At 65.4% G+C, this 23,183-nt stretch carries 22 protein-coding genes; 16 read left to right on the forward strand and 6 right to left on the reverse strand.

From position 1 onward, the window contains the following. Nucleotides 1–82 precede the first annotated feature (82 nt). From J8I82_RS15450 to nadC, 3 genes are all read left to right on the forward strand, one after another. Nucleotides 83–1,273 carry a DesA family fatty acid desaturase gene (locus J8I82_RS15450; RefSeq protein WP_209758910.1) on the forward strand — a complete coding sequence of 397 codons (1,191 nt, stop codon included), beginning with the start codon at nucleotides 83–85 and terminating at the stop codon, nucleotides 1,271–1,273. 126 nt (nucleotides 1,274–1,399) lie between these two features. Beyond that, nucleotides 1,400–2,554, forward strand: a complete 1,155-nt coding sequence (gene nadA, locus J8I82_RS15455) for a quinolinate synthase NadA (RefSeq protein WP_209758912.1) — start codon at nucleotides 1,400–1,402, stop codon at nucleotides 2,552–2,554. Beyond that, the gene (gene nadC / locus J8I82_RS15460) at nucleotides 2,551–3,414 is read left to right on the forward strand and encodes a carboxylating nicotinate-nucleotide diphosphorylase (protein ID WP_209758914.1); all 864 of its coding nucleotides are present in this window, start codon (nucleotides 2,551–2,553) and stop codon (nucleotides 3,412–3,414) included. Before nadA ends, nadC begins: the two co-directional genes overlap by 4 nt. Before the next feature lie 78 nt (nucleotides 3,415–3,492). Here the strand turns inward: nadC and nadB are convergent, their stop codons facing one another. The 4 genes from nadB to radC all read right to left on the reverse strand — a co-directional run bounded on the left by nadB (nucleotide 3,493) and on the right by radC (nucleotide 6,652). Next, entirely contained in the window at nucleotides 3,493–5,085 is a 1,593-nt protein-coding gene (nadB, locus tag J8I82_RS15465) for an L-aspartate oxidase (RefSeq protein WP_209758916.1), read from the reverse strand. Nucleotides 5,086–5,360: 275 nt separating this feature from the next. Next, on the reverse strand, nucleotides 5,361–5,531 hold the full coding sequence (gene rpmG, locus J8I82_RS15470; RefSeq protein WP_010814980.1) for a 50S ribosomal protein L33: 171 nt from the start codon (nucleotides 5,529–5,531) through the stop codon (nucleotides 5,361–5,363). A gap of 13 nt (nucleotides 5,532–5,544) precedes the next feature. Next, the gene (gene rpmB / locus J8I82_RS15475; protein WP_006575661.1) at nucleotides 5,545–5,778 is read right to left on the reverse strand and encodes a 50S ribosomal protein L28; all 234 of its coding nucleotides are present in this window, start codon (nucleotides 5,776–5,778) and stop codon (nucleotides 5,545–5,547) included. Nucleotides 5,779–5,965: 187 nt separating this feature from the next. Next, a complete protein-coding gene (radC, locus tag J8I82_RS15480) occupies nucleotides 5,966–6,652 on the reverse strand; it encodes a RadC family protein (RefSeq protein WP_209758918.1) in 687 nt (228 codons plus the stop codon). Between the two features lie 120 nt (nucleotides 6,653–6,772). Between radC and J8I82_RS15485 the strand changes: the two genes are divergently transcribed. The 7 genes from J8I82_RS15485 to J8I82_RS15515 all read left to right on the forward strand — a co-directional run bounded on the left by J8I82_RS15485 (nucleotide 6,773) and on the right by J8I82_RS15515 (nucleotide 13,914). After that, nucleotides 6,773–7,261, forward strand: coding sequence for an FKBP-type peptidyl-prolyl cis-trans isomerase (locus J8I82_RS15485; RefSeq protein ID WP_209758920.1), 489 nt, complete (start codon nucleotides 6,773–6,775; stop codon nucleotides 7,259–7,261). Between the two features lie 37 nt (nucleotides 7,262–7,298). Continuing rightward, nucleotides 7,299–8,264, forward strand: a complete 966-nt coding sequence (ispH, locus tag J8I82_RS15490) for a 4-hydroxy-3-methylbut-2-enyl diphosphate reductase (protein WP_209758922.1) — start codon at nucleotides 7,299–7,301, stop codon at nucleotides 8,262–8,264. 587 nt (nucleotides 8,265–8,851) lie between these two features. Further along, complete coding sequence (locus J8I82_RS15495; RefSeq protein WP_209758924.1) at nucleotides 8,852–10,054, forward strand: branched-chain amino acid ABC transporter substrate-binding protein; 1,203 nt, start codon at nucleotides 8,852–8,854, stop codon at nucleotides 10,052–10,054. 214 nt (nucleotides 10,055–10,268) lie between these two features. Then, on the forward strand, nucleotides 10,269–11,204 hold the full coding sequence (locus tag J8I82_RS15500; RefSeq protein ID WP_209758926.1) for a branched-chain amino acid ABC transporter permease: 936 nt from the start codon (nucleotides 10,269–10,271) through the stop codon (nucleotides 11,202–11,204). Between the two features lie 13 nt (nucleotides 11,205–11,217). Further along, entirely contained in the window at nucleotides 11,218–12,375 is a 1,158-nt protein-coding gene (locus tag J8I82_RS15505; RefSeq protein ID WP_209758928.1) for an ABC transporter permease subunit, read from the forward strand. Between the two features lie 13 nt (nucleotides 12,376–12,388). Then, a complete protein-coding gene (locus tag J8I82_RS15510) occupies nucleotides 12,389–13,165 on the forward strand; it encodes an ABC transporter ATP-binding protein (RefSeq protein ID WP_209758930.1) in 777 nt (258 codons plus the stop codon). A gap of 32 nt (nucleotides 13,166–13,197) precedes the next feature. After that, the gene (locus J8I82_RS15515) at nucleotides 13,198–13,914 is read left to right on the forward strand and encodes an ABC transporter ATP-binding protein (RefSeq protein ID WP_209758932.1); all 717 of its coding nucleotides are present in this window, start codon (nucleotides 13,198–13,200) and stop codon (nucleotides 13,912–13,914) included. A gap of 251 nt (nucleotides 13,915–14,165) precedes the next feature. On the opposite strand, the gene J8I82_RS15520 is transcribed toward J8I82_RS15515, so the two are convergent. Continuing rightward, entirely contained in the window at nucleotides 14,166–15,353 is a 1,188-nt protein-coding gene (locus tag J8I82_RS15520; protein WP_209758934.1) for an acetylornithine transaminase, read from the reverse strand. Between the two features lie 292 nt (nucleotides 15,354–15,645). Beyond that, on the reverse strand, nucleotides 15,646–16,713 hold the full coding sequence (locus tag J8I82_RS15525; RefSeq protein ID WP_209758936.1) for a CDP-6-deoxy-delta-3,4-glucoseen reductase: 1,068 nt from the start codon (nucleotides 16,711–16,713) through the stop codon (nucleotides 15,646–15,648). 9 nt (nucleotides 16,714–16,722) lie between these two features. Here J8I82_RS15525 and J8I82_RS15530 point away from each other — a divergent pair, with 9 nt between their 5' ends. The 6 genes from J8I82_RS15530 (at nucleotide 16,723) to hutH (ending at nucleotide 23,092) form a co-directional block, all read left to right on the forward strand. Beyond that, nucleotides 16,723–17,718, forward strand: a complete 996-nt coding sequence (locus tag J8I82_RS15530; protein WP_209758938.1) for an NAD-dependent epimerase/dehydratase family protein — start codon at nucleotides 16,723–16,725, stop codon at nucleotides 17,716–17,718. 368 nt (nucleotides 17,719–18,086) lie between these two features. Further along, nucleotides 18,087–19,022, forward strand: coding sequence for an ABC transporter substrate-binding protein (locus J8I82_RS15535; RefSeq protein ID WP_431831553.1), 936 nt, complete (start codon nucleotides 18,087–18,089; stop codon nucleotides 19,020–19,022). Between the two features lie 29 nt (nucleotides 19,023–19,051). After that, on the forward strand, nucleotides 19,052–19,912 hold the full coding sequence (locus tag J8I82_RS15540; protein WP_209758942.1) for an ABC transporter permease: 861 nt from the start codon (nucleotides 19,052–19,054) through the stop codon (nucleotides 19,910–19,912). Beyond that, complete coding sequence (locus J8I82_RS15545; protein WP_209758944.1) at nucleotides 19,909–20,688, forward strand: ABC transporter ATP-binding protein; 780 nt, start codon at nucleotides 19,909–19,911, stop codon at nucleotides 20,686–20,688. The genes J8I82_RS15540 and J8I82_RS15545 overlap by 4 nt, the downstream gene beginning before the upstream one ends. Before the next feature lie 6 nt (nucleotides 20,689–20,694). Next, the gene (gene hutC / locus J8I82_RS15550) at nucleotides 20,695–21,453 is read left to right on the forward strand and encodes a histidine utilization transcriptional repressor HutC (protein WP_209758946.1); all 759 of its coding nucleotides are present in this window, start codon (nucleotides 20,695–20,697) and stop codon (nucleotides 21,451–21,453) included. A 64-nt stretch (nucleotides 21,454–21,517) separates the two neighbouring features. Beyond that, a complete protein-coding gene (gene hutH, locus J8I82_RS15555) occupies nucleotides 21,518–23,092 on the forward strand; it encodes a histidine ammonia-lyase (protein WP_209758948.1) in 1,575 nt (524 codons plus the stop codon). The last annotated feature ends 91 nt before the right edge of the window (nucleotides 23,093–23,183 follow it).

The following is a 23,183-nucleotide window of genomic DNA, read 5'->3' on the forward strand; positions in this document are numbered from 1 at the left end:
CGCAGCTATTTTTTCTGCGCGTTGTGTGCACCGGCCCCGCCGGCCTGCACGGGAAGTCCCTGTTTAACCGACGGAGAACAGTTTGTTCGACACTATTCTTGACTGGGCCGCCAACGGCCTTGCCAATTGGGCCTGGTGGGAGATCGTCATCTACACGCTGGTGATGACGCACATCACCATCGCTGGCGTCACCATCTTCCTGCACCGCTGCATGGCGCACCGGTCGCTGGATCTGCACCCCATCGCCCAGCATTTCTTCCGCTTCTGGCTGTGGCTGACCACCGGCATGGTCACCAAGGAGTGGACCGCGATCCATCGCAAGCACCACGCCAAGTGCGAGACCGAGGACGATCCCCACAGCCCGCAGACCCGTGGCATCCGCAAGGTGCTGCTGGAGGGGGCTGAACTCTATCGCGCCGAGGCCAAGAACAAAGAAACCATTTCCAAGTTCGGCCATGGCTGCCCGAACGACTGGGTCGAGCGCAATGTTTATTCGCGCTTCACCTGGCAGGGCGTTGGCCTGATGCTGATCATCGACCTGGCGCTGTTCGGCGTGATCGGCATGTCGGTATGGGCGGTGCAGATGCTGTGGATCCCGATCCACGCCGCCGGCATCATCAATGGCCTGGGCCACTGGTGGGGCTACCGCAACTACGATTGCGAAGACGCGTCGACCAATGTGTCGCCGTGGGGCCTGATCATTGGCGGCGAGGAGCTGCACAACAACCACCACACCTACCCGACCTCGGCCAAGTTCTCGATCAAGTGGTACGAGTTCGACGTGGGCTGGGGCTATATCCGCGCAATGCAGGCGGTCGGCCTGGCCAAGGTCAAGAAGACCCCGCCCAAGGCGCGCCTGGTGGAAGCCCGCCCGGTCGACCACAACACGCTGGAAGCCATCATCGCCAACCGCTATGACGTGATGGCGCGCTACGCCAAGGCCGTCAAGGGCGCGTTCCGCCAGGAGCTGGAAAAGCTCAAGGAAGGCCGTGTTGCCGAGTACCGCAGCTTCAAGCCCGCCAGCAAGTGGTTCCACCGCGAGGAAACCAAGCTGGCCGCGCAGCAGCGCGAGCAGCTGGCGAGCATCGTTGAGCAAAACAAGGCGCTGCAGACCTTCGTCGAAATGCGCCGTGAACTGGCCGCCATCTGGGGCCGTTCCAACCTGACGCGCGAGCAGCTGCTGCAGCAGCTGCAGGCCTGGTGCCACCGTGCCGAGGCCAGCGGTATCCAGGCGCTGCACGATTTCTCGCTGCGCCTGCGCCGCTACGCCTGATACAATTCGGCCGCGCCGTATGGTTTGACAAAGCCCCGCCCATGGCGGGGCTTTTGTTTTAGATAAACTCCCCCATGTTCTGGCCGGCCGCACCCTGTTGGCGGAGGTCTAGAGGAGTACCCGGAGATGACCCCACAATCGATCAAGACCGTCGAGTTCGAGAAGCCGAACCTGTCGGATGCCGAAAACGCTACTGGCGGCAGTTGCGTTGCCCATGCCTGGGCCAAGGTGCCGCCGGTGCTGACGCCCGATGAGCGGCAGTCGCTCAAGGCGCGTATCCGCCGCTTGCTGAAGGAACGCAACGCGGTGCTGGTGGCGCATTACTACGTCGACGCCGACCTGCAGGACCTCGCCGAAGAAACCGGTGGTTGCGTCTCCGACTCGCTCGAAATGGCCCGCTTCGGCCGCGACCACGAAGCCAAGACCCTGGTGGTGGCCGGCGTGCGCTTCATGGGCGAGACCGCCAAGATCCTCAGCCCCGAGAAGACCGTGCTGATGCCGGACCTGGACGCGACCTGCTCGCTCGACCTGGGTTGCCCGGCCGACGAATTCGCCGCCTTCTGCGATGCGCACCCGGACCGCACCGTGGTGGTCTACGCCAACACCAGCGCGGCGGTGAAGGCGCGCGCGGACTGGATGGTCACGTCGAGCATCGGCCTGAAGATCGTCGAGCACCTGCATGCGCAGGGCAAGAAGATCCTGTGGGCCCCCGACAAGCACCTGGGCAGCTATATCCAGAAGCAGACCGGCGCCGACATGCTGCTGTGGCAGGGCTCGTGCCTGGTGCACGATGAGTTCAAGGGCATCGAGCTGGACCTGCTGCGCCGTGAATTCCCCAACGCCAAGATCCTGGTGCATCCGGAATCGCCCGAAAACGTGGTGGCGCAGGCCGATGTCGTCGGTTCCACCTCGCAGCTGATCGAGGCGGCGCAGAAGCTGGACGCGACCGAGTTTATCGTTGCCACCGACAACGGCATCCTGCACAAGATGCGCATGGCCGCGCCCGGCAAGCACTTCATCGAAGCGCCGACTGCCGGCAACAGCGCGACCTGCAAGAGCTGTGCGCACTGCCCGTGGATGGCGATGAACGCGCTGACCAACCTGGCCGAAGTGCTGGAGACGGGGCGCAACGAGATTCATGTCGACCCGGCCATCGGCGTCAAGGCGGTGACCTGCATCAACCGCATGCTCGATTTTGCCGCGGCGCAGAAGCGCAATGTGCGTCCGTCGTCCGACCTGGCGAAGGAACAGGCGCTGTTCCAGGGGATCGGTCCGGCATGAGCGTGAATCCGATTTTCGACAGCTATGGCGCAGCGCTGCAGGCGGCGCTGCAAGCCAATGTGCAGGCTGCCATCGCCGAGGATGTCGGCAGCGGCGACCTGACCGGCCTGCTGGTTCCCGCGGGCAAGCCCGCGCGCGCACGCGTGATCGTGCGCGAAGCGGCGGTGCTGTGCGGACAGCCGTGGTTCGATGCCTGCATGCGCGCGGTCGACCCGGCGCTGGAAGTGCGGTGGCTGCAGGAGGAGGGTGCCCGAATGACGCCGGATTCGGTGGTGTGCGAGATCACCGGCCCGGCGCGCTCGCTGCTGACTGCCGAACGCCCGTCGCTGAATTTCCTGCAACTGCTGTCCGGCGTGGCCACCGCGACGCGCCGCTATGCCGACCTGATCGCCGGCACGCGCGCGCGCGTGCTGGATACGCGCAAGACGCTGCCTGGCCTGCGCCTGGCGCAGAAGTACGCGGTGCGCATCGGCGGTGGCGAGAACCAGCGGCTGGCGCTGTACGACGGCATCCTGATCAAGGAAAACCATATCGCCGCGGCAGGCAGCATCACTGCCGCGATGCAGGCGGCGCAGGCGCTCGATACCGAGGCGTCGGTGCAGGTCGAGGTGGAGTCGCTGGCGGAGCTGGAAGAGGCCCTGGCAGCAGGCGCGAAGTCGGTGCTGATCGATAACTTCACCGTGCCGATGATGCAGGACGCGGTGAAGATCAACCAGGGCAGGGCGCTGCTGGAGGTTTCGGGCGGCGTCAATGCCGAGACCATCCGCACGTTCGCCGAGACCGGCGTGGACCGTATCTCGGTGGGCGCATTGACCAAGGACGTGCGCGCGACGGATTACTCGCTGCGTATCATCGGCTGACGCATCGCCAGCACGAAGTCAAAAAAAACGGGGTGGAGCCATCTGGCTCGCACCCCGTTTTTTATTGCTGGACGGCGCTCAGCGCTTGCGGCCGGCCGAGGGCTGCATCACCGTCGGCAGCGCCTTCGGCAGCGAGTCCGGATAGTCACGACTGAAATGCAGCCCGCGGCTTTCATGCCGCGAGTACGCGCTGTCCACGATCAGCGAGGCCACCTCCACCAGGTTGCGCAGTTCCAGCAGGTCGCGCGTGACCCGGAAGTTGGCGTAGTACTCGGCGATTTCCTCGCGCAGCAGGCCGATGCGGTGTTGCGCGCGTTCCAGCCGCTTGCTGGTGCGCACGATACCGACGTAGTTCCACATCATGCGGCGCAGTTCATCCCAGTTGTGGGACACCACGACCTCCTCGTCGGCATCGGACACGCGGCTCTCGTCCCACGCCGGCAGCGTGATGTCGGGCGCGCCGGCCTTGTCCTTCGAGGCGATGTCTTCCGCCGCGGCGCGGCCGATCACCATGCATTCGAGCAGCGAATTGGAGGCCAGCCGGTTGGCGCCATGCAGGCCGGTGCAGGCAGACTCGCCCACTGCGTACAGGTTGCCGATATCGGTGCGGCCCGCGGTATCGGTGACCACGCCGCCGCAGGTGTAGTGCGCAGCCGGGACGACCGGGATCGGCTCGCGCGTGATGTCGATGCCCAGTTCCAGGCAGCGCGCGTAGATCGTCGGGAAGTGCTCCTTCAGGAAGGCTTCGGGCTGGTGGCTGATGTCCAGGTAGACGCAGTCCAGGCCGCGCTTCTTCATCTCGAAGTCGATCGCGCGCGCGACCACGTCGCGCGGTGCCAGTTCGGCGCGCTCATCGTGTTCGGGCATGAAGCGGGTGCCGTCGGGCAGCTTGAGCAGCCCGCCTTCGCCGCGCACCGCCTCGGAAATCAGGAACGATTTGGCATAGGGGTGGTACAGGCAGGTGGGGTGGAACTGGATGAACTCCATGTTCGACACCCGGCAGCCCGCGCGCCACGCCATCGCGATGCCGTCGCCGGTGGCGGTGTCAGGGTTGGTGGTGTACAGGTAGACCTTGCCCGCGCCGCCCGCGGCCAGCACCGTGTGCGTGGCGGTGAGGGTGTGCACCGCGCCGGTGTTGTCGTCGAGAACGTAAAGGCCATAGCACCGGTTGCCCGGCAGTCCCATCTTGCGTGAGGTGATCAGGTCAATCGCGAAATGGTCTTCCAGGATGGTGATGTTCGGATGCTGCGTGGCCTGCTGCAGCAGCGTGCTGACCACCGCGTGTCCGGTGGCATCGGCCGCGTGGATGATGCGCCGGCGGCTGTGGCCGCCTTCGCGGGTCAGGTGGAAGCCCAGTTCGGCCTGCTCGTCGCGCGTGAATGGCACGCCGCGGTCGATCAGCCACTGGATCGCCTCGCGCCCATGCTCCACGATAAAGCGGGTTGCCTCTTCGTCGCACAGTCCTGCGCCGGCAACGAGCGTGTCCTGCGTGTGCTCGTCATGGCTGTCGCCGGAATCCAGCACGGCGGCAATGCCGCCCTGCGCCCAGTCGCTGGCGCCCTGCGTCATGGCGCGCTTGCTGAGGATGACAACCCGGTGGGTGTCGGCCAGTTGCAGCGCGACCGTAAGGCCGGCCAGCCCGCTGCCGACGATGGCGACGTCGAAATTCATGGTGCGGAGAGAGCGCCTCAGGGCGCCAGGCGAATGGGGGAAACGGCAAAGTCTACACCGTGCGCGCCATGCCGTGCACCAGTGCGCCGGGCGGGATGGGCGGTGATCGCGCCGGAAGGGCGCGCCGCCCGCGGTGGTGTGCCGAACGGCGCGCTTCTTGCCGTCTGCGGGCGCCAACGTCGCGCGTGCAGGGCCGTAAGCAAAACAGCGGCAAATCAGCGGGCAACAAAAAGCCCCGCAACGAGGCGGGGCTTTTTGGCGGGATACCGGATCAATTACTTGATCTTGGTTTCCTTGTAAGCGACGTGCTTGCGAGCGACGGGATCGAACTTCATGATCTCCATCTTCTCCGGCATGGTGCGCTTGTTCTTGGTGGTGGTGTAGAAGTGACCGGTACCTGCGGTCGATTCCAGCTTGATCTTGTCGCGGCCGCCCTTGCTTGCCATGATGTGCTCCTAATTAGACTTCGCCACGTGCGCGCAGGTCGGCGAGCACGGAGTCGATGCCTTTCTTGTCGATCAGGCGCAGGCCGGCGTTCGAGACGCGCAGGCTCACCCAGCGGTTTTCGGATTCAACGAAGAAACGACGATTCTGCAGGTTGGGCAGAAAACGGCGCTTGGTCTTGTTGTTTGCGTGGGAAACGTTGTTGCCGACCATCGGCGCTTTCCCGGTCACTTGACAGACGCGTGCCATGAAGCACTCCTAAATCTTATTCGTGGACAATGTTCGCAACAGATCAACAAAAGGCGCGCGGGCCCGGACTGCAGCGGTTGGGACTTCAGTGAAACGTAAATTATAGACCGGAATCCTCCGGCGAATCAATGCCTTCCGTACGTTGACGGGCGTGTGTTGTGTCTCGTCCAGCACTGTGCGGCAGGCGTCACACTCCGGGCAGGCACTCGCAACCATCGGACAGCGAGCGGATTTCCTGGCCGGCCACGATGAAATGGTCGAGCAGATGCACGTCGATCAGTTCGAGCGTCCGGGCCAGTTCGCGGGTCAGGTGCACGTCGCTCTGGCTCGGCGCGGTGGTGCCGGAGGGGTGGTTGTGCGCAACGATCACGCCGGCGGCATTGTGCACCAGCGCCTGGCGGGCGACCTCGCGCGGATAGACGGCAGTGCGCGTCAGGGTGCCCCGGAACAGTTCTTCGCAGGCAATCATGCGGTTGCGCGTGTCGAGGAACAGGCACAGAAATACCTCATGCGGCAGCGAGGCCAGCGTCAGGCGCAGGTAATTGTGCACCGCCGCGCGCGAGTCGAAGCCGGCCGGCAGCCGCAGTGATTCGGCCAGCGCGCGCCGCGCCAGTTCGGGAATGGCCTGCAGCTGTGCGTACTTGGCCGTGCCCATGCCCTTGATGCCAGCCAGCGCGCCGGGTTCGGACGCGAACAAGGCGGTCAGCGAGCCAAAGCGGTGCATCAGCTCGCGGGCGAGGTCGACGGCACTTTTGCCGGCCGCGCCGACGCGCAGGAACACCGCCAGCAGTTCGGCGTCGGACAGGGCGGCGGCGCCGCATTCCAGCAGTTTTTCGCGCGGCCGCTCGCAGGCAGGCCAATTGGCTATGGTCATGGGTGTTCAGGTTGGACCGCCGGCCGGAGAACTGGAAGGGGTAGAAGGGGTATGCGGCTTCGGCACGGCGAGCGATGGGCCAGTCGAATACAATACGGGTTGTTCCTCGGTTGATCACCCATGAATTTGCAAACTTTCGCGTCGGAAGCCGACGGCGGCACGGCTGGCCGCAAGACTGTCCTGGCCGACTCTTTCCTGACCCTGCACTACAGCATCTCGCTGGAGAATGGCACCGAAGTCGTCAGCACCTTCGACGACAAGCCCGCCACGCTGCTGCTCGGCCAGGGCCAGCTCGCGCCTACGCTGGAGCAGGCGCTGCTGGGCATGCCGGAAGGCGAGCGCATGACTTACCGCCTCGCGCCGGAGCACGCATTCGGACCGCGCAATCCCGAACTGCTGCAATGGGTATCGCTTTCCACGCTGCGCGAGAACAGCTCGTTCGAGGAAGACTACAACCCGGGCGACCTGGTTGAGTTCAACGCACCCGGCGGGGGCAAGTACGCGGGCGTGCTGAAGGAAATCGGCGAGACCGCGGCGCTGTTCGACTTCAACCATCCGCTGGCCGGACAGACCATCCTGTTCGACGTGCAGCTGATCGGCATCCTCTGATTGCGCCAACGTGCCGACTCCTGTCCAGATACGCAGCATGACAGACCTGACCACCGCACCCGAAGCCGAAATCCTGATGGCCCAGCCGCGCGGCTTCTGCGCCGGCGTGGATCGCGCCATCGAGATCGTTGAGCGTGCGCTCGCGCGCTTCGGCGCGCCGATCTACGTGCGCCATGAAATCGTGCACAACGCCTACGTGGTGGCCGACCTGCGCAGCAAGGGCGCGGTGTTCGTGCGCGAGCTGGACGAGGTGCCCGCCGGCGCCACCGTCATCTTCAGCGCGCATGGCGTGTCGCGCGAAGTGCGCGAGGACGCCGCCGCGCGCGGCCTGCACGTGTTCGATGCAACCTGCCCGCTGGTGACCAAGGTGCATGTCGAAGTCGGCAAGATGCGTGCGGAAGGTTGCGAGATCGTGATGATCGGCCATCGCGGCCACCCCGAGGTCGAAGGCACCATGGGCCAGGCCAACGGCGGCATGGTGCTGGTCGAGACGGTCGATGACGTCGCCACAGTGCAGATCGCGGACCCGGCGCGGCTCGCCTACGTGACCCAGACCACGCTGTCGGTGGACGAGACCCGCGAGATCGTCGCCGCGCTGAAGGCCCGCTATCCGCAGATCCGCGAGCCGAAGAAGCAGGATATCTGCTATGCCACGCAGAACCGCCAGGATGCGGTCAAGTTCATGGCGCCGCAGGTCGAGGTGGTGATCGTGGTTGGCAGTCCCAACAGCTCCAACTCCAACCGCCTGCGCGAACTGGCGCAGCGCCTGGGCGTGCCGGCCTACATGGTCGATGCGCCGGAGCAGGTGCGCCCGGAATGGATTGCCGGCAAGCGCCGCATCGGCCTGACCGCCGGGGCCTCGGCCCCCGAGGCGCTGGCGCAGTCGATCGTCGACCGCCTGCGCGCACTCGGTGCCCGCCAGGTGCGGGCGCTGGAGGGCATCGAGGAAAACATGGCGTTCCCCCTGCCGCGGGGATTGATGCCAGCCAGCGTCGCCGCCTGAGCGACAACGGCGGGCCAGGCCCGCGCCTCCCTGCTCTGATGACAAGGGCGCCGCACAAATGCGGCGCTTTTTTTTTGCGCTTGCCGGGCGGCGGCGACTGCGAGCTTATGACGCGCGGTGCACATAATCGGTGCGATGCCATTGGTGCGCGAATAACCTGCGTGTTTGGTGCGCCGAGAAATAGGGGTAATCCCCGTAACTGGGGTTTTCCCTATTATGGTGCGGCGCTACATTCTGCACATTAGAGATCGGTGCGTAGCATTTGAAATGAAATGCCTAATTAATTAAGGCCTATTATATGGCGCACCGCTCGCCTAATCCTGCCGCCAGGATGGTGCAGGCACGATTCTTGTAAGAATGTGAGGCGGTCCCGCCATGTGAGCGGGAATTGCCCCAATTTGTGCATTGGGGAAATTCCCTAGCTCATTTGAAGGGTAAATCGGTCGACTTGTTGCGTCGCGTATTGCATCTGCAAAGAAAGGGGATACAATGCGCGCGTTTCAAATTGAAACTAAACAAAGGCGGTCCAGGGAAACGTCCGGGAGGCGTTGCAAATCCCTGTTTTTGTGAATCCTAGGAGATCACTCATGCAAATCACGTTTGCCAAGATTCTGCCGATCGCGGCCGCAGTGGCGCTGGTAGCAGCTTGCGGCAAGAAGGAAGAGAAGCCGGCGGATGCGGCCTCTTCGGCGCCGGCCGCAGCAGCCCCTGCCGCGGGCGGTGGCGAGACCGTCGTCAAGATCGGCCACGCGGCCCCGCTGACCGGCGGTATCGCGCACCTTGGCAAGGACAACGAAAACGGCGCCCGCCTGGCCGTGGAAGAAGTCAACAAGGCCGGCCTCGAGGTCGGTGGCAAGAAGATCAAGCTGGAACTGGTCGGTGAAGATGACGCCGCCGATCCGAAGACCGGCACCTCCGTGGCGCAAAAGCTGGTCGACGCCAAGGTCGTGGCCGTGGTCGGCCACCTGAACTCGGGCACGTCGATCCCGGCTTCCAAGATCTATAGCGATGCCGGCATCGTGCAGATCTCGCCCTCGTCCACCAACCCGGACTACACCAAGCAGGGCTTCAAGACCACCTACCGCGTGGTGGCCACCGACGCCCAGCAGGGCCCGGCACTGGCCAACTATGCCAGCAAGACCCTCCATGCCAAGAGCGTGGCGATCGTCGACGATGCCACCGCTTACGGCAAGGGCCTGGCCGACGAGTTCGAGAAGACCGCCAAGGCCGCCGGCGTGAACGTGGTGGCGCGCGAAGCCACCAACGACAAGGCCACCGACTTCAAGGCCATTCTGACCAAGATCAAGGGCAAGAAGCCGGACGTGATCATGTACGGCGGCATGGATGCCACGGGCGGTCCGTTCGCCAAGCAGGCCAAGGAACTGGGCATCGGCGCCAAGATCGTCGGCGGCGACGGCGTCTGTACCGACAAGGTGGCCGAGCTGGCGGGCGATGCCGTGACCAACATTATCTGCTCCGAGGCCGGCCTGGCACTGTCGAAGATGGAGCAGGGCGCGGACTTCTCCAAACGCTACCAGGCGCGCTTCAACGCCCCGGTGCAGATCTACGCGCCATTCACGTATGACGCGGTGATGGTCATCGTCGATGCCATGAAGCGCGCCAACTCGACCGAACCGGCAGCCATCCTGGCCGAAATGCCCAAGACCAACTACAAGGGCGTGATCGGCAACATCGCCTTCGACGATAAGGGCGACATGAAGGAAGGCACCATCACGCTGTACGAGTACAAGGACAAGAAGAAGTCCGTCCTCGACGTGGTGAAGATGTAATCTGGGCTTACCGGCCCATCCGAACGGCACCGTGAGTATTTTGCGGTGCCGTTCTTTTTAGCCTCGCCTAATGTAGAAGCATCCTTACCCTGGATGGAGCATGGCGGGCCGCTTACCAGCAACCCAACCTCCGCAACGTTACCCATCACCACATCAATGTCCCCCCCGGCATCCACACCATGCCGTCAGGTAAGGGACTGAAGCAGGAGTTTTCATGGATATCTTTATCCAGCAGATCGTGAACGGTCTGGTGCTTGGCAGCATCTATGCGCTGATCGCACTGGGCTACACCATGGTCTACGGCATTCTGGGGATCATCAACTTCGCCCACGGCGATGTCCTGATGATCGGCGCGCTGACCGCCCTGTCAGCGATTCTTGGTCTGCAGAAGTTTGCCCCCGGCTTGCCCGAATGGCTGACACTGGTGATCGCAACGCTGATTGCGATGCCGGTCTGCGCAGTACTGTCTTATTCCATCGAGCGTATCGCCTACCGGCCCTTGCGCAATGCGCCACGGCTGGCCCCGCTGATTACCGCGATCGGCGTGTCCATCATCCTGCAGACGATCGGCATGCTGATCTGGTCGCGCAACCCGCTGACCTTCCCGCAACTGCTGCCGTCGGAACCGATCGACATTGGCACGACCGGTGCCACCATCACCGGCAAGGAAATGGTCATCATCGGCCTGGCCGTGATGGTCATGTCGGGCCTGCTCGCGCTGGTCAACCGCACCAAGCTCGGCCGCGCCATGCGCGCCACCGCCGAGAACCAGAAGGTGGCCGGCCTGATGGGCGTGAATCCCAACTTTGTCATCTCCGCCACCTTCATGATCGGCGCCACGCTGGCGGCGCTGGCCGGCGTGATGATGGCCACCAACTACGGCAACGCCCACTTCTACATGGGCTTTATCCCGGGCCTGAAGGCGTTCACCGCCGCGGTGCTGGGTGGTATCGGCAACCTTGCGGGCGCGATGGTCGGCGGCATGCTGCTGGGCCTGATCGAGGCGCTGGGTGCCGGCTATATCGGCGACCTGACCAATGGCGTGTTCGGCTCCAACTACCAGGACGTCTTCGCCTTCATCGTACTGATCACCGTGCTCGTCTTCCGTCCGTCCGGCATCATGGGCGAACGCGTGGCGGATCGCGCCTGAGGAGAGCGAATCCATGAATACCCCGATTCCATCCACGGCCGCCGTCGCGGCTCCGACGAAGGTGCCGGCCAAGACCCTGGCCGCACTGATCGGCTTTCTGGTGGTCGCGCTGTGCGCGCCGTTCATCGTCCAGACCCTGGGCGGCAACTACTGGGTCCGCGTGCTCGACTTTGCGCTGCTGTACATCATGCTGGCGCTGGGCCTGAACATCGTGGTGGGCTTTGCCGGCCTGCTTGACCTGGGCTATATCGCGTTCTACGCGGTGGGCGCCTATATGATGGCGCTGCTGGGTTCGCCGCACCTGGCGAACCAGTTCGAGTGGATCCACCAACTGTTTCCCACCGGCATCCACCTGTCGATGTGGTTTGTATTGCCGTTGGCAATCCTGGTGGCCGCGACCTTTGGCGTATTGCTGGGCGCGCCAACGCTCAAGCTGCGCGGCGACTATCTCGCCATCGTGACGCTGGGCTTCGGCGAGATCATCCGGATCTTCATGAACAACCTGGACCGTCCGGTGAACATCACCAACGGGCCCAAGGGCATCACGGCGGTGGACCCGGTCCATATCTTCGGCTTCGACTTTTCCAAGTCGCACGAGATCTTCGGGCTGAAGTTCTCGCCGGTGTTCATGTACTACTACCTGCTGGTGTTCCTGGTCATCGTGATCGTGTTCGTGTGCCTGCGGCTGCAGACTTCGCGTATCGGCCGGGCCTTCGTGGCAATCCGCGAGGATGAGATCGCGGCCAAGGCGATGGGCATCAACACCCGCAACATCAAGCTGCTGGCCTTTGCCATGGGCGCATCGTTCGGCGGCGCCTCGGGCGCGGTGTTCGGCGCGTTCCAGGGTTTCGTGTCGCCGGAATCGTTCACGCTGTGGGAATCGATCTACGTGCTGGCCATCGTGGTGCTCGGCGGCATGGGGCATATCCCGGGCGTGATCCTGGGCGGCATCCTGCTGGTGGGTTTCCAGGAACTGCTGCGAGTGGTGGCGGAGCCGATGCAGACCGGTTTGTTCGGCCATGTCATCGTGGATGCCGAAGTGCTGCGCCAGCTGCTGTTCGGCCTGGCCCTGGTTGGCGTCATGCTGTACCGCCCGGCAGGCATCTGGCCGTCGCCGCGCAAGGAAGACCGCCCGGTGGTGCGCCGTGCGGGCAGCGTGGGCCGTTTCTGACCAGGAGGACAACATGAGCAACAACGATTTCCTCCTGTCGGTACAGGGGGTCAACAAGCGATTCGGCGGCCTGCAGGCACTGTCCGAGGTGGGCCTGCAGATCAAGCCGGGTGAGATCTATGGCCTGATCGGTCCCAACGGCGCCGGCAAGACTACCTTTTTCAACGTCATCACCGGCCTGTACACGCCGGATTCGGGCGAGTTCGTGCTGGGCGGCAAGGCCTACCAGCCGACGGCCGTGCATGAAGTGGCCAAGGCTGGCATCGCGCGCACGTTCCAGAACATCCGCCTGTTCGGTGAGATGACCGCCCTCGAGAACGTGATGGTCGGGCGCCACGTGCGCTCCAAGGCCGGCCTGTTCGGCGCGATCTTCCGGCCGCCTGCGGTGCGCCGCGAGGAAGAGGGCATCGAGGACATGGCGCATGATCTGCTCGACTATGTCGGCATCGGCAAGTACGCCAACTTCACCGCGCGCAACCTGTCGTACGGCCACCAGCGCCGGCTGGAGATCGCCCGCGCGCTGGCGACCGAGCCCAAGCTGCTGGCGCTGGACGAGCCGGCCGCGGGCATGAACGCGACCGAGAAGGTCGAGCTGCGCGGCCTGCTCGACAAGATCAAGAACGATGGCAGGACCATCCTGCTGATCGAGCACGACGTAAAGCTGGTGATGGGGCTGTGCAACCGCCTGACCGTGCTGGACTACGGCAAGGTGATTGCCCAGGGCCTGCCGCACGAGGTGCAGAACAACCCCGCGGTGATCGAGGCCTACCTCGGCACTTCGGCGCACTGATGGCGGGAGGCAATGCAATGACACAACCGGCAATGAAACAGACAGTACTGAAGATCTCCGGCCTGAAGGTCGCGTACGGCGGCATCCAGGCCGTCAAGGGCATCGACCTGGAAATCAAGGACGGTGAACTCGTCACGCTGATCGGCGCCAACGGCGCCGGCAAGACCACTACCATGAAGGCCATCACCGGCCTGCAGGGCTGGGCCGGCGGCGACGTGGAGTACATGGGCAAGTCGATCAAGGGTGTGCCCAGCTACACGCTGCTCAAGCAGGGGCTGGCGATGGTGCCGGAAGGCCGCGGCGTGTTCGCGCGCATGACCATCACCGAGAACCTGCAGATGGGCGCCTACACGCGCAACGACGAGGCCGGCATCAAGGCCGACGTCGACCGCATGTTCGGCATCTTCCCGCGCCTGAAGGAACGCGCCAACCAGCTGGCGGGCACCATGTCCGGCGGCGAGCAGCAGATGCTGGCGATGGCGCGCGCGCTGATGAGCCAGCCCAAGGTGCTGCTGCTGGACGAGCCGTCCATGGGCCTGTCGCCGATCATGGTCGACAAGATCTTCGAGGTTGTGCGCGATATCTCGGGGCAGGGCGTGACCGTGCTGCTGGTCGAGCAGAACGCGCGCCTGGCGCTGCAGGCCGCGCACCGCGGCTACGTGATGGAGTCCGGGCTGATCACCATGAGCGGGGAGGCCAGGCAGATGCTGGACGATCCCAAGGTGCGGGCGGCCTACCTGGGCGAGTAAGCGGCGCGCCGCCGCTCCCATTCCGGCAACCCCGCTGCCGCAAGAGGGGTGAGGGAGAGGGCGGGCGCTCGCAGGCGCAAGGCCTTTCCCCTTGCCGCGGGGCCCCGCGCGGGCCGGCTCGGCCGGTGTGTGCGGGTTCTGTGGTGCTGGCCCTCTCCCTCACTCCTCTGCGGCGCTGATCGCTGATCAGGCTGCAAAGCAAAAAGCCTCGCGCAATGCGAGGCTTTTTGCCATCTGCAGGTCCTGAAGGATCAGGCCAGCTTCTTCAGCAGCGTGCGCAGCATGCCGATCATCTGGTCGATCTCTTCGCGCGTAACGTTCAGCGCCGGCATGAAGCGCAGCAGGTTGGCGCGCGGCGCGTTCAGCAGCAGGCCTTGCGGCGCCATGTCGCGCGCTTCTTCCACCAGTTGCGGGCCGATGTCCTTGTCCAGCAGCAGCGCGCGCAGCAGGCCTTCGCCACGTTCGCCGCCCAAACCGAAGTCGGCCGACAGCGCCAGCAATTGTTCCTTCAGGTATTCACCCTTGGCCTTGACGTCGTCGAGGAATCCCGGCGCGGTCAGCTGTTCGATCACGGCGCTGCCCACAGCGGTCATCAGCGGGTTGCCGTTGTAGGTGCCGCCCTGGTCGCCGGCCTCGAAGCTGGCAACTTCGGCCTTGCACAGCAGCGCCGACAGCGGTACGCCGCCGCCGATGCCCTTGCCCAGCGTCATGATGTCCGGCTCGACGCCCGACAGCTCGTACGCGAAGAGCGTGCCGCAGCGGCCGCAGCCGGCCTGCACCTCATCGACGATGAACAGCAGCTTGTGCTTGTCGGCCAGTGCGCGCAGGCCCTGCATGAACTCGCGCGTGGCGGGAATCACGCCACCTTCGCCCTGCACCGGTTCCAGCATGATGCCGACGGTCTTGTCGGTGATCAGCTTCTCGACCGAGGCCAGGTCGTTCAGTTCGGCCTTGGGGAAGCCCGGCACCTGCGGCGCGAAGATGGTGTCCCAGCCGGCCTTGCCCGACGCGCTCATGGTGGCGAGCGTGCGGCCATGGAAGCTGTGATCCATGGTGATGATCTCGTAGGCGCCGTTCTTGTGCTTGCGGCCCCATTTGCGCGCCAGCTTGATCGCGCCTTCGTTGGCTTCGGCGCCGCTGTTGGCGAAGAAGACCTTGTCGAAGCAGCTGTGGTCGGTAAGCTGCCTGGCCAGGCGCAGCATCGGCTCGTTGTAGAACGCCGGGCTCGGGTTGATGATCTTCTGCGACTGCTCGACCAGCGCGTCGATCATGCCCTGGTTGGAGTGGCCCAGGCAGTTGACCGCCCAGCCCTGCACGAAGTCCAGGTATCGCTTGCCGTTGTGGTCCGTCAGCCAGGAGCCCTTGCCTTCGGTGAAGACGAGCTCGGGCCGGTTGGTGATGTACATCAGGGATTGGACGGGAAACTCAGCAAATGCCATGGCGGACTCCAGGGGTCGGCTTAGAACGATGGACGGACAAGCGGGGAAACAAGCGAAAAACGCGGCAAAACAAAAAGCCACGGGGGTTGCCCGTGGCTCGTTGACCTGAACAGACGCAGTCGACGGTCAGCCGCGCGGCACCCCAGCGGGGAGCGACGTACGGAAGCTGCGGCGTCGGTTGAAGGTCGTATGCATGCGGGCAAATATAAGGTGCATGCGCCCGGGTGTCAAAACCAATTTTGGCGGACCCGGGCATTGTTGCGCTGACGGAACGGCGTGCCGGCCGGGCTGGTCAAGCAGCAGGTGCTGCCGGCGTGGCCGGGTGCATGTCGGCCTCGGAGGTGAACGAGTCGGCGAAGAACGCGTCTTCGTGCAGCTTGCACTGGCGGGTGAAGTCGCCGCGCGCGGCGTTGATCATCACCGGCGCGCCGCAGGCGTAGACCTCGTGGCCCGACATGTCGGGATGGTCGGCGATCACGGCCTGGTGGACGAAGCCGGTGCGGCCCTGCCAGTTGTCTTCCGGCAGCGCGTCGGAGACCACCGGCACGTACCTGAAGTTGGGCAGGTCGCGCGCCCATTGCTCGGCCAGCGCGTGCATGTACAGGTCCTTGGGCCGGCGGCCGCCCCAGTACAGCGTCATCGGGCGCGTGATGCCGGTGTAGGCGGCATGCTCGACGATGGCCTTGATCGGGGCGAAGCCGGTGCCGGAAGCCAGCAGGATGATCGGGGCATTCGATTCCTCGCGCAGGAAGAAGCTGCCCAGCGGGCCTTCGAAGCGCAGGATGTCGCGTTCCTTCATCGCCGGGGCGCCTTCCTTGGCGCCGAACACGTAGTCGGTGAAGGCGCCGCCCGGCATATGGCGGATATGCAGCTCGATCGGGCCGTCTTCGTGCGGCGGCGTGGCGATCGAATAGCTGCGGCGCTTGCCGTCGCGCAGCAGGAATTCCACGTACTGGCCGGCCAGGTACTGCATGCGCTCGGTCGCGGGCAGCTGCAGCTTGATCGCGATGACGTCGTCGGCCAGGCGTTCCAGCGTGGTCACGCGGCACGGCACCTTCTTGATCGGGATGTCGCCGGCGCCGTGGACTTCGCGGCATTCGATGGTAATGTCGGACGACGCGTTGGCGCAGCAGAACAGTGCGCGGCCCTCGGTCTTTTCCTGCGCGGTCAGCGCGGCCGGGGCGTGGTCGCCCTGCACGATGGTGCCTTCCAGCACGCGGCCTTTGCACGAGCCGCAGGCGCCGTTCTTGCAGCCGTAGGGCAGGCCGATGCTGTGGCGCAGGGCCGCGCCGAGGATGGTTTCGTCCGAGGCCACTTCGAACTTGTGGCCACTGGGCATGACGGTTACTTGATAAGCCATAATCGGTCTATGAGCAAAATTCAGTCGATGCTGCAGCCCTCGCGCCTCCCGCTCCTGCCGGTTCTCCCGGTCCCCAGCCGCCGGCTGGGCCGTCCGCGCCTGTTGATCGTCGGGTGCGGGGATGTGGGGACGCGCTGCCTGCGAATCCTGTCGTCGCGCATGCGCGTGTTTGCCGTCACGTCGCAGCCGGCGCGCCGCGCCGAACTGCGCGCGGCCGGTGCGGTGCCGCTGGTGGCGGACCTGGACCGGCCGGTGACGCTGGCACGGCTGCGGGGGCTGGCCACGCAGGTGCTGGACCTGGCGCCGCCGCCCGGTCAGGGCGAGGGCGATCCGCGTACGCGTGCCTTGCTCGCCGCCTTGCGCCGCAAGGCCTGGCGGCAGGGCGGCACGCCTGGCGGCGAGCCCGCCATTCTACCCGACCGGGGCCTTCGCCGCCCCGCCTTTGTCTACGCCAGCACCTCGGGCGTCTACGGCGACCGGCAGGGCGCGCGGGTGTCGGAATTCCATGCCGTGCGTCCGCAGACGGCGCGCGCGCGCCGCCGCGTGGCCGCCGAGGGGGCGGTGCGCGCCTTTGGCCGCGCTGCCGGCTGGCGCACCAGCATCGTGCGCATCCCGGGCATCTATGCCGCCGAGCGGCTGCCGGTGGCCCGGCTCAAGCGCGGCACGCCCGCGCTGGTGCCGCAGGACGACGTCTACACCAGCCATATCCATGCCGACGACCTGGCCCGCATCATGGTTGCCGCGCTGTTCCGCGGCCGCCCGCAGCGCGTGGTCCACGCCAGCGACGATACCGAGCTGCGCATGGCCGACTACTTCGACCTGGTGGCTGACCGCCGCGGCTTGCCGCGCCCGCCGCGCATCACGCGCGGCCAGGCGCGCGACGTAATCGAGCCGACGCTGCTGAGCTTCATGAGCGAGTCGCGCCGGCTCGACAACCGCCGCCTGAAGCGCGAGCTGCGGCTGCGGCTGCGCTTTCCCACGGTCGCCTCCTTCTTCGACGCCTGACCGCGCCCGCGGTCGCATCCCGTGCCCTTGGCACGGGGTTTGCTCATCCTGCCGTCACTTCAATCCTGTCTATACAGCAACACTTCCAGCGCGCCAACGCGGTGCTTCCTGCACCCGAGGCAAGCCGAGGCACCGTTGTATTCGTTGGTACATCCGTGCAGTGCCGCCGATTCCTGCGGTGATGTGACGTCAAGTCCCTTGGTGGAAGCCCTACATTGACTTGTATATACAGGCATTGTTTAATGCCCGAAAACGAGCGCGCCACAAGCATGGCCTGCCGTCGACGGACACACCAAAGGAGCGTATCGATGAGGATGGAAAGCCGCATGCAGGGCAGGATTCAAGGCAGGGTTCGTGGCCGCAAGGCAATGCAGGCCGCGCTATTTGCCGCGGCAGTCACCATGGCCGGCGCCGGCCACGCGCAGACCACCAAGGTCACGCTCGGCATGAGCGGCTGGACCGGCTTCGCGCCGCTGACGCTGGCCGACAAGGCCGGCATCTTCAAGAAGAACGGCGTCGAGGTCGACATCAAGATGATCCCGCAGAAGGACCGTCACCTGGCGCTGGCCGCCGGGGCGATCCAGTGCGCGGCGACCACCGTCGAAACCCATGTGGCCTGGAACGCCAACGGCGTGCCGATCACCCAGATCGTGCAGCTCGACAAGTCCTACGGCGCCGACGGCCTGGCCGTGCGCGGCGACGTCAAGAGCTTTGCCGACCTGAAGGGCAAGACCATCGGCGTCGATGCGCCGGGCACCGCGCCGTACTTCGGGCTGGCCTGGATGCTGAAGAAGAACGGCATGTCGCTCAAGGACGTCAAGACCACCACGCTGTCGCCGCAGGCGGCCGCGCAGGCCTTCGTGGCCGGCCAGAACGACGGCGCAATGACCTACGAGCCGTACCTGTCCACCGTTCGGCAGAATCCGGACAAGGGCAAGATCCTGGCGACCACGCTCGACTACCCGATGGTGACCGACACGCTGGGCTGCGCGCCCAAGTGGCTCAAGGAGAACCCCAAGGCGGCGCAGGCGCTGGTCGACAGCTACTTCGAGGCGCTGGAAATGATCCAGAAGGAGCCGGCGAAGGCCAATGAGATCATGGGCGCCGCGGTCAAGCAGTCCGCCGAGCAGTTCGCCAAGTCGGCCGCCTACCTGCGCTGGCAGGATCGCGAGGCCAACAAGAAGTTCTTCTCCGGTGAACTCGCCAGCTTCAGCAAGGAAGCGGCTGGCGTGCTGATGGACATCGGCGTGATCCGCCAGGTGCCCGACGTGACGGCGTTGTATGACGCGCGTTTCCTCAAGTAAGCAGAGCAGTCGCAAGGAGGCGTGACGTCATGACGCAAGCCCGAATCGGTTCCCACGCGCCCGCAGCGGCGGTGTCCGCCCCCACGGCACCGGCGCGCCGGCGCCATCCCTGGCTGGCACCGCTGGTGCCGGTCCAGCCCAATACGCGCTGGATGCTGGGCCTGTCTTTCTTCGTGCTGTTCTTCGGTGTGTGGGCCGTGGTGACGCTGGGCGGCTTCGTGCCGCGCACGTTCCTGGCCGATCCGCTGACGATGGCCAAAGAGGGCCTGGTCCTGTTCACCGAGCACAACTTCATCGGCGACATCGGCATGACGGTGTGGCGCGTGGTCGGCGGCTTTGTGCTGGCGGCGGTGATCGCGGTGCCGCTGGGCATCTTCATGGGCGCGTACAAGGCGGCCGAGGCGTTCTTCGAGCCCTTTGTCTCCTTCTGCCGCTACCTGCCGGCGTCTGCCTTTATTCCGCTGCTGATCCTGTGGGCCGGCATCGGCGAGACGCAGAAGCTGCTGGTGATCTTCATCGGTTCGTTCTTCCAGATCGTGCTGATGGTGGCGGTGGCTGTCGGCGGCGCGCGCAAGGACCTGGTCGAGGCGGCCTACACGCTGGGCGCCAACAGCGCCGGCATCGTGCGCCGCGTGCTGATCCCGGGCGCTGCGCCGGAGATCGCCGAGATCCTGCGGCTGGTGCTCGGCTGGGCCTGGACCTATGTGATCGTGGCCGAGCTGATCGGCTCCTCGTCGGGCATCGGGCACATGATCACCGACAGCCAGGCGCTGCTCAATACCGGGCAGATCATCTTCGGCATCATCGTGATCGGCTGCATCGGGCTGGTCTCCGACCTTGTCTTCAAGCGCGCCAACCAGCGCCTGTTCCCGTGGAGTTCGATCCAATGAGCGCACTTTCCATCCAGCAGGTTTCGCGTACCTTCTCCAACCCGAGCGGCGGGCAGACGCTGGCGCTGCAGCCGGTCGATTTCGAAGTGCGCGACAACGACTTCGTCACCATCCTGGGTCCGTCGGGCTGCGGCAAGTCCACGCTGCTGCGCATCGTGGCCGGGCTCGACACGCCTTCCACCGGCCGGGTGCTGCTCGACGGCCAGCCGGTCACCGATCCGGGCGCCGACCGCGGCATGGTGTTCCAGTCGTACACGCTGTTCCCATGGCTGACGATCGAGCAGAATGTGCGCTTCGGGCTGCGCGAGCGCGGCATGAGCGCGGCGGAGCAGAAGGAGCGCAGCGACTTCTTCATCCAGCGCGTGGGGCTGCGCGGCTTCGAGCACCATTACCCGAAGCAGCTGTCGGGCGGCATGCAGCAGCGCACCGCGATCGCGCGGGCGCTGGCCAACGATCCCAAGATCCTGCTGCTCGACGAACCGTTCGGCGCGCTCGACAACCAGACCCGCGTGCTGATGCAGGAGTTGTTGCTCGGCATATGGGAAGCGTCGCGCAAGACGGTATTATTCGTGACCCACGATATCGACGAGGCCATTTTCATGGCCAACCGGGTGGCGGTGTTTTCCGCCAGGCCGGGTCGGATCAAGAGCGATATCGCGGTCGATTTCCCGCATCCGCGCCATTACACCATCAAGACCTCTCCGGAGTTTTCCGCGCTCAAGGCGCGGCTGACCGAGGAAATCCGCGCCGAGGCCATTGCCGCGGCCGAGCACTGAAACGCCATGAACCACGCCGTCGGCTCCGCCACTCCAGCTTCCTCTCCCACCGCGCTCTACCAGCAGGTGAAGGAGTACATCGCCCGCCAGATCCAGAGCGGCGCGTGGCAGCCGGGGGACCGGGTGCCGTCGGAACAGGAGCTTGTGAACCGCTTCGGCGTCTCGCGCATGACCGTCAACCGGGCGCTGCGCGAGCTGTCGGAGCAGGGGCGGGTGGTGCGCGTCGCCGGCGTCGGCACCTTCGTTGCCGAGCACAAGCCGCAGTCAACGCTGCTGTCCGTGGTCAACTTGCAGGACGAGATCCGCATGCGCGGGCATGACTATGCCTGCGACGTGATCCTGGTCGAGCGGGTTTCGGCGTCGATCGAGGTGGCCGCCGCGCTGGAGCTGCATACCGGCGAATCGGTGTTCCATTCGGTCTGCGTGCATCGCGAAGACGGCGTGCCGGTGCAGCTGGAGGACCGCTACGTGAACCCGCGCGTGGCGCCGGACTTCATCAGCCAGGATTTCAGCGCGACCCAGCCGGGCGAATACCTGTTGCGCCACGTGCCCTACGATCAGGTGGAGCACGTGGTCGATGCCATTGCCGCCACGCCGGAGCAGGCCGCGCAGCTGGAAATGCCGCCAACGCAACCATGCCTGATGCTGACCCGCCGCACATGGACCAATGGCGTGCCAGTGACTTTCGTTCGCTGCCTGCATCCGGGCAACCGCTATCGCCTCGGCAGCCGCTTCCGCGCCGACGGCAACCCCGCTTTCGGCTGATCCTCTCGTGAGATCGGCCTTTGGTTCAATTTTTAGCCTAAGCTGTATAGACAGGAACATACAAATGACTGCGAGCCAATACGACCAAGCCTCCCGCCCGCTGCTGACCTTGCAGCCGGGCCAAGTCACCCTGGCCGACCTGCGCCGCATCTACCGCGGCGAAGTGCGCGTGGCCATGGCCGATTCCGCCTGGGCCGGCGTACGCGCGGCCCAGGCCACCGTGCAGGACATCATCGACGCCGACGCCGTGGTCTACGGCATTAACACCGGCTTCGGCAAGCTCGCGCAGACCCGCATCCCCAATGACAAGCTGGCGCAGTTGCAGCGCAACCTGGTGCTGTCGCACAGCGTCGGTACCGGTCCGGACCTGGCCGAAGACACGGTGCGCCTGATCCTGGCCACCAAGGCGGTCAGCCTGGCGCGCGGCCATTCGGGCGTTCGTCCGGAACTGATCGAGGCATTGCTGGCGCTGGTCAACCATGGCGTGACGCCGTGCATCCCGGCCAAGGGTTCGGTTGGTGCCTCGGGCGACCTGGCGCCGCTGGCGCATATGTCGTGCACGCTGATCGGCGTGGGCGACGTGCTGGTCGACGGCAAGCGCGTGCCGGCCGCCGAAGGCCTGGCCCGTGCTGGCCTGAAGGCGTTCGAACTGGGCCCGAAGGAAGGCCTGGCGCTGCTCAACGGCACGCAGGTGTCGACCGCGCTGGCGCTGGCGGGCCTGTTCGCGGCCGAAGACACCTTCGCCGCCGGGCTGGTGGCGGGCGCATTGTCGCTGGAAGCGATCAAGGGCTCGGTCAAGCCGTTCGACGCCCGCATCCATGAGGCCCGCGGCCAGGCCGGACAGATCGCCGTGGCTGGCGCCGTGCGCGCGATGCTGGATGGCAGCGAGATCGTCGATTCGCACAAGGCCTGCGGCCGTGTGCAGGACCCGTATTCGATCCGCTGCCAGCCGCAGGTGATGGGCGCATGCCTGGACAACCTGCAGCACGCCGCGCGCATCCTGCAGATCGAGGCCAATGCCGCGTCGGACAACCCGCTGGTGTTTTCCGAACAGGGCGACGTGGTCTCCGGCGGTAATTTCCACGCCGAGCCGGTGGCCTTCGCCGCCGACATCATTGCGCTGGCGATCGCCGAGATCGGTGCGATTTCCGAGCGCCGGCTGGCGCTGCTGCTCGATACCGGCCTGTCCGGCCTGCCGCCGTTCCTGGTGCGCGATGGCGGTCTGAATTCGGGCTTCATGATCGCGCAGGTGACCGCGGCCGCGCTGGCCTCGGAGAACAAGTCGCTGGCGCATCCGTCCAGCGTGGACAGCCTGCCGACCTCGGCCAACCAGGAGGACCATGTGTCGATGGCCACCTACGGCGCGCGCCGGCTGGGCGACATGGCGGCCAATACCGCGGTGGTGGTCGGCATCGAGGCGATGGCTGCCGCACAGGGTATCGAGTTCCACCGCCCGCTGAAGTCGTCGCCGCTGGTGGAGCAGGAACTGGCACGCATTCGTGCGCGGGTGGATTTTGTGGAAGGCGACCGCTACCTGGCGCCGGATATTGAAGCGATGAAGCAGTGGGTGGTGCAGGGCGATGCGGGGGCGGGGTGGCCCGCTGCCGTTCGGGAGATCTTGCCGACCAACGCAAGTTGATACGCCGGCCCTCACCCCCGCCCCTCTCCCGCAAGCGGGAGAGGGGAGACCCCAGACAGTGTTGGAGAGGCCTGCGGTTTGCTCCCCTCTC

The sequence above is a fragment of the Cupriavidus consociatus genome (assembly GCF_017814975.1).
GTDB lineage: Bacteria > Pseudomonadota > Gammaproteobacteria > Burkholderiales > Burkholderiaceae > Cupriavidus > Cupriavidus consociatus.

Excerpts from the sequence above, each read along its gene's own strand:
- nadA (WP_209758912.1), top strand. The coding sequence starts at position 1,400 with ATGACCCCACAATCGATCAAGACCGTCGAGTTCGAGAAGCCGAACCTG.
- nadC (WP_209758914.1), top strand. The coding sequence starts at position 2,551 with ATGAGCGTGAATCCGATTTTCGACAGCTATGGCGCAGCGCTGCAGGCG.
- nadB (WP_209758916.1), bottom strand. The coding sequence starts at position 5,085 with ATGAATTTCGACGTCGCCATCGTCGGCAGCGGGCTGGCCGGCCTTACG.
- rpmG (WP_010814980.1), bottom strand. The coding sequence starts at position 5,531 with ATGGCAAGCAAGGGCGGCCGCGACAAGATCAAGCTGGAATCGACCGCA.
- rpmB (WP_006575661.1), bottom strand. The coding sequence starts at position 5,778 with ATGGCACGCGTCTGTCAAGTGACCGGGAAAGCGCCGATGGTCGGCAAC.
- radC (WP_209758918.1), bottom strand. The coding sequence starts at position 6,652 with ATGACCATAGCCAATTGGCCTGCCTGCGAGCGGCCGCGCGAAAAACTG.
- J8I82_RS15485 (WP_209758920.1), top strand. The coding sequence starts at position 6,773 with ATGAATTTGCAAACTTTCGCGTCGGAAGCCGACGGCGGCACGGCTGGC.
- ispH (WP_209758922.1), top strand. The coding sequence starts at position 7,299 with ATGACAGACCTGACCACCGCACCCGAAGCCGAAATCCTGATGGCCCAG.
- J8I82_RS15495 (WP_209758924.1), top strand. The coding sequence starts at position 8,852 with ATGCAAATCACGTTTGCCAAGATTCTGCCGATCGCGGCCGCAGTGGCG.
- J8I82_RS15500 (WP_209758926.1), top strand. The coding sequence starts at position 10,269 with ATGGATATCTTTATCCAGCAGATCGTGAACGGTCTGGTGCTTGGCAGC.
- J8I82_RS15505 (WP_209758928.1), top strand. The coding sequence starts at position 11,218 with ATGAATACCCCGATTCCATCCACGGCCGCCGTCGCGGCTCCGACGAAG.
- J8I82_RS15510 (WP_209758930.1), top strand. The coding sequence starts at position 12,389 with ATGAGCAACAACGATTTCCTCCTGTCGGTACAGGGGGTCAACAAGCGA.
- J8I82_RS15515 (WP_209758932.1), top strand. The coding sequence starts at position 13,198 with ATGAAACAGACAGTACTGAAGATCTCCGGCCTGAAGGTCGCGTACGGC.
- J8I82_RS15520 (WP_209758934.1), bottom strand. The coding sequence starts at position 15,353 with ATGGCATTTGCTGAGTTTCCCGTCCAATCCCTGATGTACATCACCAAC.
- J8I82_RS15525 (WP_209758936.1), bottom strand. The coding sequence starts at position 16,713 with ATGGCTTATCAAGTAACCGTCATGCCCAGTGGCCACAAGTTCGAAGTG.
- J8I82_RS15530 (WP_209758938.1), top strand. The coding sequence starts at position 16,723 with ATGAGCAAAATTCAGTCGATGCTGCAGCCCTCGCGCCTCCCGCTCCTG.
- J8I82_RS15535 (WP_431831553.1), top strand. The coding sequence starts at position 18,087 with ATGCAGGCCGCGCTATTTGCCGCGGCAGTCACCATGGCCGGCGCCGGC.
- J8I82_RS15540 (WP_209758942.1), top strand. The coding sequence starts at position 19,052 with ATGACGCAAGCCCGAATCGGTTCCCACGCGCCCGCAGCGGCGGTGTCC.
- J8I82_RS15545 (WP_209758944.1), top strand. The coding sequence starts at position 19,909 with ATGAGCGCACTTTCCATCCAGCAGGTTTCGCGTACCTTCTCCAACCCG.
- hutC (WP_209758946.1), top strand. The coding sequence starts at position 20,695 with ATGAACCACGCCGTCGGCTCCGCCACTCCAGCTTCCTCTCCCACCGCG.
- hutH (WP_209758948.1), top strand. The coding sequence starts at position 21,518 with ATGACTGCGAGCCAATACGACCAAGCCTCCCGCCCGCTGCTGACCTTG.